The sequence below is a fragment of the Vibrio sp. YT-17 genome (genome assembly GCF_033337375.1).
In the GTDB taxonomy this organism is placed as follows: domain Bacteria; phylum Pseudomonadota; class Gammaproteobacteria; order Enterobacterales; family Vibrionaceae; genus Vibrio; species Vibrio alginolyticus.
The window spans coordinates 247,197-262,648 of record NZ_JAWOQP010000001.1; the positions used below are offsets into that span (position 1 = coordinate 247,197).

Sequence of the window (15,452 nt, forward strand, 5' to 3'; positions counted from 1 at the left end):
ATCAATCAGGCTTTTTGTTTTAACTGCTCAAGAAGTTTTCCGTGAATACCACCAAAGCCACCGTTACTCATGACTAGAATTTGGTCACCTGGTCGCGCACGTTCGACGATCTTGGCTACAAAGTTATCTATATCCGCATCGACAAACGCTGGCTGTGTGCATTGGTCGGCAATGTCTTGCACAGACCACTCGATATTATCTGGCTGGAACAAGAAGACTTCATCTGCACTGTGTAGTGACTCTGCAAGTGTGTTTTTGTGTACGCCACGCTTCATGGTAGCAGAACGCGGCTCTAACACAGCAAGGATGCGTTTTTCACCTACCTTGTTACGCAAACCACCGACAGTAAGTTCAATTGCCGTTGGGTGATGAGCAAAATCATCGTAAACCGTCACACCTTGTTCTTCACCTTTCAGCTCTAAACGGCGCTTGGTATTGATGAAACGCCCTAATGCCTGGCAAGCAAGATCCGGAGTGACTCCAACATGTCGTGCAGCAGCGATTGCCATCAGCGCATTATCCACATTGTGGTCACCCACCAAATTCCATTCGACGGTACCAACCTTCTCGCCTTGCAACGCAACGTCAAATTTTGAGCCATCAAGCACTAATTTGTGCGCTTGCCAGTCACCATTCTCACCAGAGAACTGTTTTTCAGTCCAGCAGCCACGCTCTAATACATCCGCCAAAGCTTGGTCTTGCTTCGGAGCTAAGATTAAGCCATTGCCGGGAACCGTTCGCACTAAATGATGGAATTGGCGCTTGATCGCCTCTAGATCATCGAAGATATCAGCATGATCGAACTCAAGGTTATTCATGATTAAAGTGCGAGGATGGTAATGCACAAACTTAGAACGCTTATCGAAAAAAGCACTGTCATATTCGTCCGCTTCAACGACAAAAAACATGCTTTCACCCAAACGAGCAGACACTCCGAAGTTACCGAGTACCCCACCGACTAAGAAACCCGGTTGATAACCACAATCTTCAAGTATCCAGGCAAGCATGCTCGACGTGGTCGTTTTCCCATGTGTACCCGATACCGCCAATACCCACCGATCATGCAGCAAAAACTCGTTGAGCCACTGCGGACCAGAGGTGTAGCGCATGTTAGTGTTGAGCACATGCTCGACACAAGGGTTGCCACGGCTCATCGCATTACCAATCACCACAAGATCTGGTTGAGGGTCGAGTTGAGACGGGTCAAAGCCTTCAATAATTTCAATACCTTGAGACTCAAGCAGTGTGCTCATTGGCGGATAAACGTTGGCATCAGAACCAGTGACTTTATGTCCTAATTGGCGCGCTAGAATCGCTGCGCCGCCCATAAATGTGCCACAGATACCCAAGATATGAATGTGCATAAACTAAACCTTGTAATGCGTTTTTTAATGCTTTCATTATCGCGATTACCGCCTGAAAAGCGAGTGACTTTAGCCTTCTTCTTGCAGTCCCTTTCACAAATATGACAAGGTTGAACACAGACTGTACAACCTCTTGCTTACTGATGAATCCCTCAAACAAGTCTACAAATAAATTGAGATCTCAAACAGTTACTTCATTACCATTAAAAAGATCTGCGACTTAAACTTACATCCAGCGCAATCGTTTAACATCCATAAAGAGATGCTCACTTGCGCACTACCCCCAATGAAATGAAAATGTAAGGATTAACCATGTCAGGACTGCGCACCCTAGGCGAGTTCATTGTCGAAAAACAAGCGGATTTCCCCCACGCTAGCGGTGATCTATCATCCCTTTTAGCCTCCATTCGTTTAGCTGCAAAAATCGTTAACCGCGAAATCAACGCAGCGGGTCTCGGTGATATCACTGGTGCTGTAGGTACGGAAAATGTCCAAGGTGAAGATCAGCAAAAGCTCGATGTTTACGCGAACGATAAGTTCAAAGCCGCGCTCGAAGCTCGTGATCAAGTGTGTGGCGTTGCCAGTGAAGAAGAAGACGAAGCAGTTGCGTTCAATAAAGAACTCAACCAAAACGCCAAATATGTAGTACTGATGGACCCACTTGATGGCTCTTCTAACATCGATGTGAACGTCTCTGTTGGTACTATCTTCTCGATTTACCGTCGTGTTTCTCCAATCGGTACCCCACCAACTGAAGAAGACTTCCTACAACCTGGTCACAAACAAGTGGCTGCGGGCTACGTAATTTACGGCTCCTCCACCATGTTGGTATACACAACTGGTAACGGTGTAAACGGCTTTACTTACGACCCATCTATCGGCAGCTTCTGTCTTTCTCATGAAAACATGATGATTCCTGATGATGGTAAGATCTACTCCATCAACGAAGGTAATTACATTCGTTTCCCTCAAGGGGTGAAGAAGTACATCAAGTACTGCCAAGAAAACGTGCCAGAAGACGGTCGCCCATACACTTCTCGCTACATTGGCTCGCTGGTTGCTGATTTCCACCGCAACCTACTGAAAGGCGGTATCTACCTTTACCCAAGCACACAAAGCCACCCGCAAGGCAAGCTACGCCTGCTTTACGAATGTAACCCTATGGCATTCCTCATTGAGCAAGCTGGCGGCATTGCATCGGACGGCGTGAATCGCATTATGGACATCAAGCCTACTGAGTTGCACCAGCGTGTACCTTTCTTTGTGGGTTCGAAGAACATGGTTCGCAAAGTTGAAGAGTTCCTTGAACTGCACCGCGACGAAGAATAATTTCAGACCTTTGTCCAACGCGGCAGGTGTTTACCTGCCGCGTTTTTGTCGCTAAAGTGAAACGCGAATTTATCATCAGATGAAGCCGCTTTTGTGTGACTCATCGTTAATGAAAAGGAATATTCTAATGAGCTTAAACCATGTACCAGCAGGCAAGTCGCTGCCTGAAGATATCTATGTCGTGATCGAAATTCCTGCAAATGCAGATCCAATCAAGTACGAAGTAGATAAAGACTCTGGTGCTGTATTTGTCGACCGTTTCATGTCTGCACCAATGTTCTACCCATGCAACTATGGCTACGTGAACAATACCCTGTCTCTTGATGGCGACCCAGTCGACGTATTGGTACCAACACCATACCCACTCATGCCAGGTTCAGTCATTCGCTGCCGTCCTGTTGGCGTTTTGAAGATGACAGATGAATCGGGTGAAGATGCAAAAGTGTTTGCGGTTCCCCACTCAAAAATCTCGAAAGAGTACGAGCACATCCAAGATGTGGACGATATCCCAGAACTACTGAAAGCGCAGATCACGCAATTCTTTGAGCGTTACAAAGAGCTTGAAGCAGGCAAATGGGTGAAAGTGGATGGTTGGGCAGATGTTGCTGCCGCCAAAGCTGAAATCCTAGAATCTTACGAGCGAGCTCAGAAAAAATAAGCATCACTGCTGATACAAAATTAAAAAGAGCTGCTCTAGGGCAGCTCTTTTGCTTTCATCTTACCTGTGTCAACTAGATAGGTGCGCCTGCTGAAGACATTCGTCCAGCGTCGTAGTCATGTTGAAAGAAGGGGTCAACATCATCACAAATGCCAAAATACGGCCGCCCGATAACACCGAGCATATAAGCACTTTGATCGCAATACTCTTGCTTGCCTTGCTGGTAACCCGCTTGATAAGCCATTATCAGTTCTGCCGTCGCATGGTTAACATCATCCAGCTTCGCAATTCGCTCCTCAGATAACTCCCGTAATCCATCTAAAGCTGACTGCTTACCAAACACTTGCCAATCGGTCACATTATTCGAAGTCGGTAGTGTTGTTTGTGCGCATGCAGCAAGAAGCAACGCCATTGATCCAATTACGAATGTTTTCATCGTGACTCCTTAGTGTTTAGCTCGTTGCTATTGATAATGTCAGTATAGCTCACACCTTTTGACACCAATCTCCGGAAGCGATTTCTTCGGTTAATTGCTCAGTATCTTGATATAAGTAGATCCAAGCTTGGCCAAACGGCGTAACGATGCTCTCTCGGCGATATTCCACTGGCACATCTTCTAACCTATCTAGCTCGGATAAGGTTTCATCATCAATCAGATACACTTCACCTTGAATCGAGCGTTGCCCATCAGACAACGCTGGATAAGGGCCTAAGTCATACATTGCAAATTGAGCATCCGTTTCATGTAAACCAAGAAACTGCGCCGAGCGCAAATACTGATGGTTGTACTCTCCCTTGCGTAACGTGCCGTAGACAAAAATCAAATGCTGCATAACCACTCCTTAGTCATGACTGTGTATGCTTAGGTTAAAGCACTTTAATCGAACTCAAACTGATAGAGTAGGTCAACGGCGCTATCTACACCAGATACCGCTTCTAAATACAAGTCTTGCATCAATCGGTAACGCACAGTGAACTCACCTAGGGAGTTAAAGATGCCGACACCATATTTCACCTGCAAACCTGGCAGAATATAACCACTCACCGTCACTTGCGAATCATCGCCCGACCCAGCAGTGTCCAGCTGTAAATCCTGTACGCCAAAGGCTTCACCGATTTCACCAACCACACGACCACTCTTCGCCAAGCTTAAACCAATTAAGGTAGTCGTCATTGCATTACCACCGGCTTCACCATCAATATCTTGACCACGAAGTAGATAAGAAAGTGCATTGGCTTGGTTCATCGCGGGCTCTGAGAAAATTTCTATACTCGGATCAGATGCTGGGCCTGACACTTGTACCCCCGCAATGACATCATCTTGGGTATTGTCTGGATTACGAATCGCTTTGATAGACAAGTAAGGTTGATCTGGTGGACCATTCATCAGAATCTTACCTTCTTTAATCAATAAGTCCTGACCAAACGAACGATAAGAACCGTCGACAACATTCACTTCACCAACGATGAAAGGACCTTTGTCTTTTTGTGTCACGTTTAGGTTCCCTTTCAACCCACCTTTTAAACCAAAAGCGGCAAGTTGGAAGTCATCACCAATTTTAATGTTGATGTTCGTTTCCACATCAAACGGCATCGCAGCCACATCGTCCACTGGCTGCAAGTTTTTATCGAGAATAACGGTATCACTCGATACGCCTACCGCACTTGGTGGAAGCTCTTCGACGACAATTCTGCCCCATGGCAAATTAATATCACCCTCAATTTTCGCAAGCTGAGGAGTCACATCTATTGTCATGTCAGGCTCAACTTTGATTTTTACCATTGGGGGCAAATCAACATTGAGCTCTTTAGCAAATACACGCGCTTTAGTGCGCCAGTTCTGTAAGTCCTGCCAGTCGGCATCACCGGTAACGTTCAACTCACCATCCGGGGTTAAAATTCCAGCATCCAAGTCCGCTTGATGACCTTTAAAGTTGATGACGACCTGTCCTGAGTTTATATCTATCGGTGTGACTTCACCCTGTAGCTTCATTTGGTCAATCAAGAACTGACCGTTCACCTTCGGATGCATAACGTCACCTGATATCGCTAGGTCAGTATTCATGTTTGCTTTAAACAAGCTGTACTCACCAATCAACGGTGCCAAGAAGTCCAAGTGGAACGTAGAGAGTGAAACCTTACCATCAATAGTGGGCTTTTCAGACGAGACATTCAGTAAAGAAACCTTACCAGACAAGTCACCGTTATCTTTCACATCAAATAGCCACTCGGCATCAAGCTTGTCTTTCGCTAATGCCGCTTTAAAGTTGAAGCTTTCCCAACCGACTTTAATTGGCTGCTCAAGTGCTTGTTCAACTTGGCCTTTTGGCATATTGACACTTAAGGTTACTTCGGGCTTTTTCTCTGGTGCCCATTTAGCAAAAACCTGTGCATTAACCGAGCCTTGCAGCTTGGTTTCTGGCGGCAGGAATTGCTTGATTTGGTCAAAATCAAAATCATTGATGGCTAGCTTCGCCTGGCCACTCTTACCAACACTAATGTCTTCGGTTAGACATACGCTCGACTCCGCTTGCAACCAACAATGCGCTTGAACGTTCGCGATCTGTTTGTCGATATTGACCTTCACCGCGGTCGATTTTTGCAACGCCCACGGGCCTTGTTGCGAGCTCAGCGTCAAGCGGCGCAGCGCCCCATCCCAAATCATTTCTGGTTTCTGCTGGAATGTCCCTTCAATTTCTAAACTGGTCGACACCAGGTCAGACACTACATCGAGCGTCAGTTGATGCAGTTTTTCATCCCCAGAGACTTCAAGGTCAGCACTATCAACTTTTATGTCGTCATAGGTAATGTTGTTCGCAATAAGGCTTATGTTCGCTTTTGGTGCTGGCAGAGGCTTCACATCACCCTTTAAGGTGATCGTTTCTACGTTCGCCTGTTGCTGCCAGTTAATCTGATTTAAAGCGAGATCAAGATTGATGTCTGGTTCTTTCAAGCTACCACGTAGTGCGACTTTACCTTGCATCTTACCTGCAAGGTCCGGAACACTTTTCGCAAAATCAGGGAAGTTAACCTCAACATCCATCAGAATTTGCTTATCGATCTTACCCTTTGCACTCAGTTGGTTCGGGCCATGAGAAAGCGCTAAACCCTGAGTGGTAAGTTGGATGTCTTCGCCTTTGCCGTTCTTATCAGACGCTTCAAGTTGCCCTTCAACATTCAGCGGATAACCTCGCAAAATGCCGTCAATGTCTAACTTAGGCAAACTGACTTGCCAACCGCCTTGTTCTGTTAACGACCCCGAAGTCGAAAGATTACCGCTGATATCCCCTTCGGCTTCTTTCCATTGTAAACCTGGTTGAATGTTTTTCAGGTTTAAGTCAGCTTGCCAGTTGATTGGCGCGGCCCAATTGGCCATGACTTTCCCAGAGAGTTCGCCTCCCAGGGTTTTCACTACAAGGCTTTCGAGGTCAATTTGCTCTAACGTACCTTTGCCGTTTAGTGCGACATCAACGGCGGGAATATCTTTGCCCGAAGCTTTGGTTTCTAATGCGACTTCGTAGCCATCAAGTGAGCCTTTTGCCGCCAAGCTTGGTACAGAAACCTGGTAATCGCTTTGTCCAAATAGCGGCCATTGCGCCTGTACATTTTTAATCGCGACATCAAACGGCAACTGTGTTTTAAGCGGTTGAATATCACCTTTGATCTCCGCTTGTACAAGCTCAGAAAGCGTAGCATTTAGTGACAAATCACCAACCGAACCCGAGACCGAAAGCGACAGTTTTTGTCCCTTCGCATCCGCTTGCTTCACTAACGCGTCCAATTGCGCTTTGATAGGGTAATCAGAAGAAAGCGTCACTTGTGTGCTCAACTTGCCTTCCACTTCTGGCATGTCGAGCTCTAACGTTTTGACATCAACACGTTCACCGCCTGCTCTTGCAACCAAACCAAGATGATTGACGATCACTGGCGTTTCACCCGCCAGTTTGAAATTGTGAATATCAAGACGACGCGCTTCAACCGTCAGTGGAATCCATACTTCGGGTAACACAATATCTTGCGGCGTAACGTCAGTTTCTTTCGGCTCCTCGGCAGCCGCTTCAGGTTCAGCCTCACTTGGTGCTAAAGCCACATTAATGTCTTTCAACGCGGTAGGTGCGATCACCAAACGATCACCCTGCATCGACAAAGCGGTCGAGAATGTTTGCCAATCAATTTGATTGCCCAGCACATTGACATTGATGTCATTAAAGCGGACTTTATTAACAAAAATTGGCACTGGCGTACTGATAGAACGCAGTGGTGGTGTTTCCTCTTGCTCCTCGCTTGCTGGCGGTAGTTCTGGCATCTTAAAGTCAAGCCCCTGCAGTCTTAACTCATCGACACAGACCTTAGGGTCAAAGAAACAGCGGAAGTTCACTGCCAAAGCTAAACGCTCGACTTTGGCATCGATATTCAAAGACTCATCGACAAAACTGACGTTATGCAGTTCGAAGCGAGGAAACAATGAACCCTGCACTTTTTCAATCTGCAATTGTGGTAGTGCTTTTTCAGCTCCCCACAAGGCAAATTTGAGGCCTGGGTGGGTAAATAAAACTGTCGCGACAATAATGATGAGCAACAGCAATAGACCAATCAAACTGAGCGACAGCCATTTGGTCCACTTAAACATCATTTTGATCATAGCTCAGGCCCCAATGAGAAGTGGATACGAAACTCTCGTTCTGGTTTTGCATCCAACCCCCATGCAAAATCAAAACTAACAGGGCCCACCGGAGACGCCCAGCGGATACCAACACCAGCACCTGATTTCCAATCTGGTGTTTCATTAAACGCATCACCAATATCGTAAAACGTTGCAGCCCACCAGTTTCCATAAACACGATATTGGTATTCTAATGTACTGCTAACAATGTATTTACCACCCGTCAAAGCACCACTCTCATCCACAGGTGAAATAGATTCATAGCCGTAACCACGAATATTATTGTCACCACCAGCGAAGAAACGCAGCGACGGTGATAGTTTTTCAAGTTCATCGGTAATATTCGCACCACCTTCTAAGCGGAACAAACCACGATGATTCTCTCCAATACCACGAATCCAAGAAGTCGAGCCAATTAAGCGGAGCACTCTAGTTTCAGAAAGCATAGCGGTATCACCATACTCAATAGTGATGCTTTGCTTGTCTCCCCACATTGGCATATTGCCCCCTCGAACCCTAGTCCGAGAAAATGTCGCACCTGGAAGTACGAAGTTGAATTCATCATCTTGTAAACCTTGCGTAAAGCTCTCGTACAAATGACGAACATAAACGGTATTATGCCAACCACCGTCTGCTAACCAATGACGCTCAACTGCAAGGTTAGACTCGATACTCTGCGTGTCACGGTTGTCTAGGTTTTTAAGCCCATATTGAACTTGATAATAATCGTTAGCGACATCTTCTAAAGGAATTTTGTAAGAAGCAGTCACGGTTTGCTCTGGCTTAGATAGGGATAAAGCAGTGTTGAAACTGTGTCCTCGGGAGCTCACCCAAGGTTTCTTCCACTTCAACGTTCCTCGAACGCCAACATCCGTTGAGTAACCAATACCCGTCTCGATCTGATTCTTCGAAGCAGGAGATAAAGACACTTTAATTGGCAAGTCTCGGCCATCATCAAGCCTATCCAATTCAGGCTCAACAAAAACTGAGGAAAACCACTCCGTATTTGATAGCTTCTGGTTAAACTCGCCCAGCTTCGAAACGTTGTATGGGTCCCCTTCTTTAAAAGGTTGTAGTGATGCGACACGGTCTTCCCAGATGTGGTTGCCAATAAAAGAAACGTCGCCAAAATTGAAACGTATTCCACTGCTGTAGTGCAAACGGACATTAGCTTCGTTCAGATCAGGGATAACCTCTAATCGACTTAGCGTAAACTCACCATTGAAGTAACCACGCTGAAGCGCCAAGTTACGAATGCCTGACTTAAGGCTGTCGTATTGGCCTTGATTCAAAACTTGACCAACTTTTAGCGGAGAGCGCTCAATAAGTTTTGCAAACTCTTCATCGTCCTTAGCCTCTCCAGTGATGACCACATCCATGACTTTCACTTTCACTGGCAAGCCCGGCTTGATGAGCACAATTAACTCATCATTCGCTTCAGGAATAGAGTATGAAATTTTTGCATGATAATACCCAAGCGCGTTAAGCGCTTCAGTGATACTTTGATCTAATCTCGCTTGAAAACGCAGAGAAGTGGAGTAATCCTTCTCTGGAATAGATGATAGATACGCACTGACATTCTCTTCTAAAGCGCCATCAATGCCTTTCAAAGTCAAAGAAACATCGGCATAGGCACCATGAGAAAAGGCAAACAGGCCAACAATGGTGGGGAGAGCTTTTTTTATCATGCTTTTATGGCTGAATGAGGTTAAGTAAACGTAAATAATGATAACGCCAATTAGATTCTAAGTCTGTAATATTAATAGGTTTAACGCGGTCTATGTCATCACAGCATCAGATACAGACGAAATGAAAAAGTTCGCAAATTTAAGACACGTATTGAAGGACAAATACCATGCTCAACAAACAAACATTGATCAGTATAGAAGATGCCTTGCCAGGTAGAGATCAACCAATGCAGATTGACGATCATCATTTTGTAAATAAATCTAACCTAAAGGCGCCTCTGACGTCACACCAACAGCAGATCTTGCTCGGAATGGGCTGTTTTTGGGGCGCTGAGCGCGTATTTTGGCAACTCGACGGCGTTGTATCTACTTCAGTCGGTTACGCTGGGGGTTACACACCCAATCCCACGTATGAAGAAGTCTGTACGGGTAAAACGGGTCATACAGAAGTCGTACGAGTCGTTTTCGATGAACGCGTCATCTCATTAGAAAAGCTACTGGCTGTTTTTTGGGAAAAACACGACCCAACTCAGGGAATGCGTCAAGGTAACGACTTAGGTACTCAATATCGTTCTGCAATTTACACTTATTCGACGGAGCAACTCGAGAGCGCAGAGAAATCGAAACTCTTGTATCAGCAAGCACTGCAAGAAGAGCAGCGCGCGAACATCACCACCGAAATACAACCAGCAGGTCCGTATTACTTTGCGGAAACCTACCACCAGCAATATTTGGCGAAAAACCCTGATGGTTACTGTGGCATCGGAGGAACGGGAGTTTGCTTCCCACCAAGCCTCCAAGGATAAACCTAACCAGCAACAAAAAGAGCGACCGATATGGTCGCTCTTTTCTAAATCTAAGTGGGTACCAAGCTAACTAAGCCGATAATGATGCTATCACTTGGTTGACTTCTTTAAAGATGGTGAGCCTTTTATGATCGTTGACGTCAGGTAGTAACACTTTGCCATTGTCGAACTGAAAACAGCCAACCCCAACAATAAAAAATTGACCTTTGAACAACGTTTTAACAAAACGGGCCACTTGTAATGGTCGATATACAGCAAACTCACGTAGCATAACTCACCTCAATTCCTTTGAGAAAACACGGATTGCTTATTTTTCCTCTGCAATCTTAATGCGCAATTTGCGACGGAACTCATTTTAGCAAATTCTAAATATAACGCAAGATTACACCACTCCATACGTTAAATAAATGTTATCAACGGTCCTACAAATTTCTAGGATCTGGATATATACTGGAAGCTTCCAAACCTCGTACGGAATATAACAATATGAAAACTAAGACTCTCCTACCTCTATTACTGGCCTTAACGCCAAGCTTGACCTTTGCACACAACTTGTCAGTGGGAAAAAGCGTTCCTCCTGTCAATGTTGCCGCTTACGGCGAGATTGTTTTACAAGGCGAAGGCGTTGCATACCAACCCTGGGCAACTCAACATATGCAAGGCAAAGTTCGTGTCATTCAAGCCATTGCAGGCCGTAGCAGTTCAAAAGAAATGAATGCCCCATTAATGTCGGCAATAACTGCGGAAAACTTTCCACAAGAAAGCTACCAGACCACGACTATCATCAACCAAGATGATGCAATTTGGGGGACAGGCTCTTTCGTGAAGTCTTCAGCTCAAGACAGCAAAAAAGAGTTTCCATGGTCATCCATGGTTCTTGATGAAAATGGCGTAGTTGCCAATACTTGGGACCTGAAAGAAGAAAGTTCGGCCATTATTGTTCAAGACAAAACGGGCAAAATTCTGTTCGTCAAAGAGGGCGCACTTGAGCAAGATGAGATAACAAAAGTCATTGAGCTTATTAAACAGAACATCTAGCTTCATTGAATGGCTCCTTGTTCTTGTTGTAAGGAGCTATATGAATTTGATTAGAAGCATGGGCAGTGATAACTCTGCTCTTTATAAGTGCGACACTTCCATCAGAGAGTATTACCAATATTTTTCGGCACGTATGTGTTGAGTTAAATTTTTCTGCTAGCCAACAAAAGAGTGAACTTTTATTCATTATGGGTGTTATATTATAACAGTCGGTAAGAGGAGCTCAGATGTACCACCACCAGCAAAAAATACTAAGATATTGGTATCGCACTGCTTTATTTTTCAGTGTTGCGTTGCTGATCGCTTGGAACTTTGCGGTTGTACTTCATCAAGTCGATCTGACGCCCGACCATCATACCCATCATCATTGCCAATTATTTTCTGGTGTTCAGCACGGTATAGCAAAGGTACAACCTACCCTCTCTACACCGACTTTTACGCGCGCCCAGCATCATCATGTTTTTTTGCATCTCGTGTACGGCGAAGAAGTTCTTGGCGCTGCTCGTGCCCCTCCTTATTTTGCTTAATTTCCAAACTATTCCACACTCAAAATTATTGAGTTCATTTCCGCACCTAGTGTGTCAGGGAACAATAACTTAGTGAAACTCGAATCTGAGCAATACCGCCTTTGGTTAATGCCAGTAAAATTAGGAAAAATACAATGTCATCAAAACACGTTTTAGCCCTTGCTATTGGCCTCACTTTATCGACAGCAGCGAATGCAAACGAATACCGCCAGCATGGTGCTCATGTGCATGGTCACGTCGAGTTTAATATCGCCCAAGATGGCAAAGATCTGTTAGTAGAGATCACAGCTCCTGGAGCTGATGTTGTGGGTTTCGAACATGCTCCAGAAAACGCGCAACAAGAGCAAGCGCTTAAACAAGCCGTCGCTACACTCGAAGACAGCAACGCATTGTTCGCTATTAACTCACAAGCTGATTGTAATATTGAAGAAGCTTACGTGAGCCACAACCTAAGCGAAACTCATGAGGAACATGATCATAGTGAGCACGACCATGATGACCATGCACATCACGATCATGAAGGGCACGAACACCATGATCATAATGAACATCATGATAAACATGACCACCATGACGCTCATGATGAGGCGCACGATCATGGCGGTCACGGTGAATTTTCGGTGCAATATCGCTTCAATTGCGAACAAGTTAATCAGCTTAGCCAAATCCAAACCGATTGGTTCAACCAATTCCCAACTACAGAGTCCATCAGCGTCAATATATTCACTGATACCATGCAATCAGCAATTAAATTAAGCAAAGATAACACCCAAATCGTAATCAAATAACACGAGTGGCGTGTAAGTACCCACTTACACGCCACAGCTTTGGTGATTTAATATGACTGAAACCACACCAAATGTTGTCGAGCTAGAGGATGCCCAATTTTTCTGGCCCGGTTCAACCAACGCAACCATCCACATCCCCAAATTACACATTACACAAGGCGAGCATGTGTTTATCAAAGGTCCAAGTGGCTGCGGTAAATCGACCTTGCTCGCTTTGTTGACGGGGATTAACACATTAACTTCAGGCTCTCTATCTGTACTCGATACTGACCTTGCTAGTTTAAGTGCCAGTCAGAGAGACCGCTTTCGCGCCAATCATATTGGCTACATCTTTCAACAGTTCAATTTATTGCCGTACCTTAACGTACTTGAAAACGTATTATTGCCATGTCAGTTCAGTAAAATACGACGTGACCGTGCCCATTTAGGTGCCTCATCTCAAACGTTAAATGAACAGGCTCAGGCCCTACTAGAACGACTGCACTTGCCAAACGAGCTTCATACACGCCCTGTCTCTGAATTGAGTATTGGTCAACAACAACGTGTGGCTGCGGCTCGAGCTCTGATAGGACATCCAGAGTTAGTGATCGCTGACGAACCAACCTCAGCTTTAGACTATGACAATCGTAAAGCATTTATTGAGCTCCTTATGGAGCAAGCGAATCAAGCCAATGCCACACTGGTATTCGTTAGCCACGACCCAACACTCGAACCCTTATTCGATCGCACGCTCAATCTACCCGACATTAATCAAGTATCTAGCCTAGGAGCCATATCATGAGTGCTGTTGTAAAGCTCGCCTGGAAAAGCTTGATGAACCGCAAAGCGACGGCAATTCTAACCATCATGACCGTTGCGATTTCAGTGGTACTCCTCTTGGGCGTCGAGCGTATCCGAACTCAAGCCAAGGATAGCTTCTCCAATACAATTTCAGGCACTGACCTCATTATTGGTGGACGCTCTGGGCAAGTGAACCTATTGCTCTATTCTGTGTTTCGTATTGGTAATGCGACCAACAACATCGATTGGAAAAGCTACCAAGAGTTTGTCAATCATCGTTCAGTCGATTGGGCTATTCCAATCTCGCTTGGCGACTCGCATAAAGGCTTCCGAGTTATGGGAACCAATCACAGTTACTTTGAGCATTACAAGTTTGGAAGTAAGCAACCACTAACATTTAGCAAGGGCAGAGAATTCAATGGTTTATTTGAAACCGTGCTAGGTTCTGATGTCGCTAAACAACTTGGTTATGATATCGGTAGCGAAATCATCATTGCCCACGGCATTAGCGACGTTGGCTTTAGCCGTCATGACAATCTGCCATTTAAAGTTGTCGGTATCCTTGCACCTACAGGAACACCAGTCGACAAAACTGTCCATGTATCATTGGAAGCCATCGAAGCCATTCACGTCGGATGGGAAAGTGGTGCGCGTTTGGGCCCGACACCCAAGGCACAAGATCTCAAAAACAGAGACTTTCAGCCCAAACAAATTACCGCTATGCTCGTTGGTTTGAAATCTCGTATTCAAACTTTCGCCCTGCAAAGACAAATTAACACCTACCCCAAAGAGCCGCTCAGCGCCATTATGCCCGGCGTTGCGTTGCATGAGTTATGGGGAATGATGTCGGTTGCAGAGCAAGCCCTAATGGCAGTATCTGGTTTTGTCGTGATCGCAGGGTTGTTAGGTATGTTAAGCAGTCTATTAACTAGCCTACAGGAACGCCGCCGTGAAATGGCGATTTTGCGAGCCATGGGAGCAAGGCCTCGTCATGTTTTCTCACTATTAATTAGTGAAGCCAGCTTGCTCACTGCTGCTGGTATTATTACTGGCGTTACTGGGCTGTATGCCATTCTGGCTATCGCGCAGCCGATCATCCAACAGCACTATGGAATACATCTCACCTTAAGCATCTTATCTACTTATGAGTGGATGCTATTAGGTTTCGTACAATGCGCTGGTATTGTGATTGGTTTCATTCCCGCACTCCGCGCCTACCGACAGTCACTGAGTGACGGAATGACAATAAGGATTTAATAAAATGTGGAAAAAAATACTCGCAAGTTGCTTGCTGGTCGTCGCATTCACAGCGCCTGTTATGGCCAGCGAAGAACCATTAAAGCTTGACTGGATTGACCTTGTTCCAGAAAAAGAGCGTAAATTGTTCGACAGTATAGGCATGCCCGCATCTGATCACAGTGGTGGCGCAGCCCAGCAGTCCAAGATTGGTAACGTTCGACCAGAACTGAACGGAAGCCAAGTTAAAATTCCGGGGTTTGTTATCCCACTTGAAGGTGATGCCGATACCGTCACCGAATTTTTATTGGTGCCATATTTTGGAGCTTGTATTCACGTGCCACCACCGCCTCCAAACCAGATCATTTACGTGAAGTTTCCGAAAGGCGCGCCTGTTCAAGAGTTGTGGGATGTTATATATGTGGTTGGAACGTTGAAAACCGAGACGATAAACCACGAACTGGCAGAAACGGCTTACGTTATTGAGGGATCAGAAATAGAAGCCTACGACGATATGTAATTTAAGTCGTCGATAAGCCTCGCTACACCTAAGGCGTCACACTGGCGCCTTTTTT

The 15,452-nt window shown here is 45.4% G+C and carries 15 protein-coding genes; 9 read left to right on the top strand and 6 right to left on the bottom strand.

Translation table 11 applies throughout. From position 1 onward, the window contains the following. Positions 1–5 precede the first annotated feature (5 nt). Positions 6–1,364 carry a UDP-N-acetylmuramate:L-alanyl-gamma-D-glutamyl-meso-diaminopimelate ligase gene (gene mpl / locus R7F67_RS01050; RefSeq protein ID WP_213883842.1) on the bottom strand — a complete coding sequence of 453 codons (1,359 nt, stop codon included), beginning with the start codon at positions 1,362–1,364 and terminating at the stop codon, positions 6–8. Between the two features lie 312 nt (positions 1,365–1,676). Here mpl and fbp point away from each other — a divergent pair, with 312 nt between their 5' ends. Together fbp and ppa are read left to right on the top strand one after the other, a co-directional pair. Then, positions 1,677–2,693: a class 1 fructose-bisphosphatase gene (fbp, locus tag R7F67_RS01055; protein WP_005383114.1), complete on the top strand. Its 1,017-nt coding sequence runs from the start codon at positions 1,677–1,679 to the stop codon at positions 2,691–2,693. A gap of 127 nt (positions 2,694–2,820) precedes the next feature. After that, positions 2,821–3,351, top strand: coding sequence for an inorganic diphosphatase (gene ppa / locus R7F67_RS01060; RefSeq protein ID WP_005379635.1), 531 nt, complete (start codon positions 2,821–2,823; stop codon positions 3,349–3,351). 73 nt (positions 3,352–3,424) lie between these two features. Here the strand turns inward: ppa and R7F67_RS01065 are convergent, their stop codons facing one another. The 4 genes from R7F67_RS01065 to R7F67_RS01080 are packed head-to-tail and all read right to left on the bottom strand — an operon-like array spanning position 3,425 to position 9,702. Continuing rightward, positions 3,425–3,787, bottom strand: a complete 363-nt coding sequence (locus R7F67_RS01065; RefSeq protein ID WP_182015963.1) for a DUF2799 domain-containing protein — start codon at positions 3,785–3,787, stop codon at positions 3,425–3,427. A 49-nt stretch (positions 3,788–3,836) separates the two neighbouring features. Further along, the gene (locus tag R7F67_RS01070; RefSeq protein WP_033906019.1) at positions 3,837–4,184 is read right to left on the bottom strand and encodes a gamma-glutamylcyclotransferase; all 348 of its coding nucleotides are present in this window, start codon (positions 4,182–4,184) and stop codon (positions 3,837–3,839) included. Positions 4,185–4,228: 44 nt separating this feature from the next. Then, the gene (locus R7F67_RS01075) at positions 4,229–7,993 is read right to left on the bottom strand and encodes a translocation/assembly module TamB domain-containing protein (RefSeq protein WP_213869769.1); all 3,765 of its coding nucleotides are present in this window, start codon (positions 7,991–7,993) and stop codon (positions 4,229–4,231) included. Beyond that, on the bottom strand, positions 7,990–9,702 hold the full coding sequence (locus tag R7F67_RS01080) for an autotransporter assembly complex protein TamA (RefSeq protein WP_005383121.1): 1,713 nt from the start codon (positions 9,700–9,702) through the stop codon (positions 7,990–7,992). The genes R7F67_RS01075 and R7F67_RS01080 overlap by 4 nt, the downstream gene beginning before the upstream one ends. Positions 9,703–9,869: 167 nt before the next feature. On the opposite strand from R7F67_RS01080, the gene msrA reads away from it, so the two are divergent. Further along, entirely contained in the window at positions 9,870–10,508 is a 639-nt protein-coding gene (gene msrA / locus R7F67_RS01085; RefSeq protein WP_017633451.1) for a peptide-methionine (S)-S-oxide reductase MsrA, read from the top strand. Positions 10,509–10,578: 70 nt separating this feature from the next. On the opposite strand, the gene R7F67_RS01090 is transcribed toward msrA, so the two are convergent. After that, a complete protein-coding gene (locus R7F67_RS01090) occupies positions 10,579–10,779 on the bottom strand; it encodes a DUF1107 domain-containing protein (RefSeq protein WP_005379612.1) in 201 nt (66 codons plus the stop codon). Between the two features lie 215 nt (positions 10,780–10,994). Here R7F67_RS01090 and R7F67_RS01095 point away from each other — a divergent pair, with 215 nt between their 5' ends. From R7F67_RS01095 to R7F67_RS01120, 6 genes are all read left to right on the top strand, one after another. Then, on the top strand, positions 10,995–11,546 hold the full coding sequence (locus R7F67_RS01095; protein ID WP_182015966.1) for a YtfJ family protein: 552 nt from the start codon (positions 10,995–10,997) through the stop codon (positions 11,544–11,546). Positions 11,547–11,773: 227 nt separating this feature from the next. After that, positions 11,774–12,073 carry a DUF2607 family protein gene (locus R7F67_RS01100; protein ID WP_080996158.1) on the top strand — a complete coding sequence of 100 codons (300 nt, stop codon included), beginning with the start codon at positions 11,774–11,776 and terminating at the stop codon, positions 12,071–12,073. Positions 12,074–12,207: 134 nt separating this feature from the next. After that, positions 12,208–12,861, top strand: coding sequence for a zinc uptake protein ZrgA (gene zrgA, locus R7F67_RS01105; protein WP_017633449.1), 654 nt, complete (start codon positions 12,208–12,210; stop codon positions 12,859–12,861). Between the two features lie 52 nt (positions 12,862–12,913). Beyond that, the gene (locus R7F67_RS01110; RefSeq protein ID WP_042522447.1) at positions 12,914–13,642 is read left to right on the top strand and encodes an ABC transporter ATP-binding protein; all 729 of its coding nucleotides are present in this window, start codon (positions 12,914–12,916) and stop codon (positions 13,640–13,642) included. Then, a complete protein-coding gene (locus tag R7F67_RS01115) occupies positions 13,639–14,898 on the top strand; it encodes an ABC transporter permease (protein WP_213891728.1) in 1,260 nt (419 codons plus the stop codon). The genes R7F67_RS01110 and R7F67_RS01115 overlap by 4 nt, the downstream gene beginning before the upstream one ends. 4 nt (positions 14,899–14,902) lie before the next feature. Further along, entirely contained in the window at positions 14,903–15,397 is a 495-nt protein-coding gene (locus tag R7F67_RS01120) for a DUF3299 domain-containing protein (RefSeq protein ID WP_005379600.1), read from the top strand. The last annotated feature ends 55 nt before the right edge of the window (positions 15,398–15,452 follow it).

Coding starts and splice junctions, on each gene's coding strand:
- mpl (WP_213883842.1), bottom strand. CDS start 1,364: ATGCACATTCATATCTTGGGTATCTGTGGCACATTTATGGGCGGCGCA.
- fbp (WP_005383114.1), top strand. CDS start 1,677: ATGTCAGGACTGCGCACCCTAGGCGAGTTCATTGTCGAAAAACAAGCG.
- ppa (WP_005379635.1), top strand. CDS start 2,821: ATGAGCTTAAACCATGTACCAGCAGGCAAGTCGCTGCCTGAAGATATC.
- R7F67_RS01065 (WP_182015963.1), bottom strand. CDS start 3,787: ATGAAAACATTCGTAATTGGATCAATGGCGTTGCTTCTTGCTGCATGC.
- R7F67_RS01070 (WP_033906019.1), bottom strand. CDS start 4,184: ATGCAGCATTTGATTTTTGTCTACGGCACGTTACGCAAGGGAGAGTAC.
- R7F67_RS01075 (WP_213869769.1), bottom strand. CDS start 7,993: ATGATCAAAATGATGTTTAAGTGGACCAAATGGCTGTCGCTCAGTTTG.
- R7F67_RS01080 (WP_005383121.1), bottom strand. CDS start 9,702: ATGATAAAAAAAGCTCTCCCCACCATTGTTGGCCTGTTTGCCTTTTCT.
- msrA (WP_017633451.1), top strand. CDS start 9,870: ATGCTCAACAAACAAACATTGATCAGTATAGAAGATGCCTTGCCAGGT.
- R7F67_RS01090 (WP_005379612.1), bottom strand. CDS start 10,779: ATGCTACGTGAGTTTGCTGTATATCGACCATTACAAGTGGCCCGTTTT.
- R7F67_RS01095 (WP_182015966.1), top strand. CDS start 10,995: ATGAAAACTAAGACTCTCCTACCTCTATTACTGGCCTTAACGCCAAGC.
- R7F67_RS01100 (WP_080996158.1), top strand. CDS start 11,774: ATGTACCACCACCAGCAAAAAATACTAAGATATTGGTATCGCACTGCT.
- zrgA (WP_017633449.1), top strand. CDS start 12,208: ATGTCATCAAAACACGTTTTAGCCCTTGCTATTGGCCTCACTTTATCG.
- R7F67_RS01110 (WP_042522447.1), top strand. CDS start 12,914: ATGACTGAAACCACACCAAATGTTGTCGAGCTAGAGGATGCCCAATTT.
- R7F67_RS01115 (WP_213891728.1), top strand. CDS start 13,639: ATGAGTGCTGTTGTAAAGCTCGCCTGGAAAAGCTTGATGAACCGCAAA.
- R7F67_RS01120 (WP_005379600.1), top strand. CDS start 14,903: ATGTGGAAAAAAATACTCGCAAGTTGCTTGCTGGTCGTCGCATTCACA.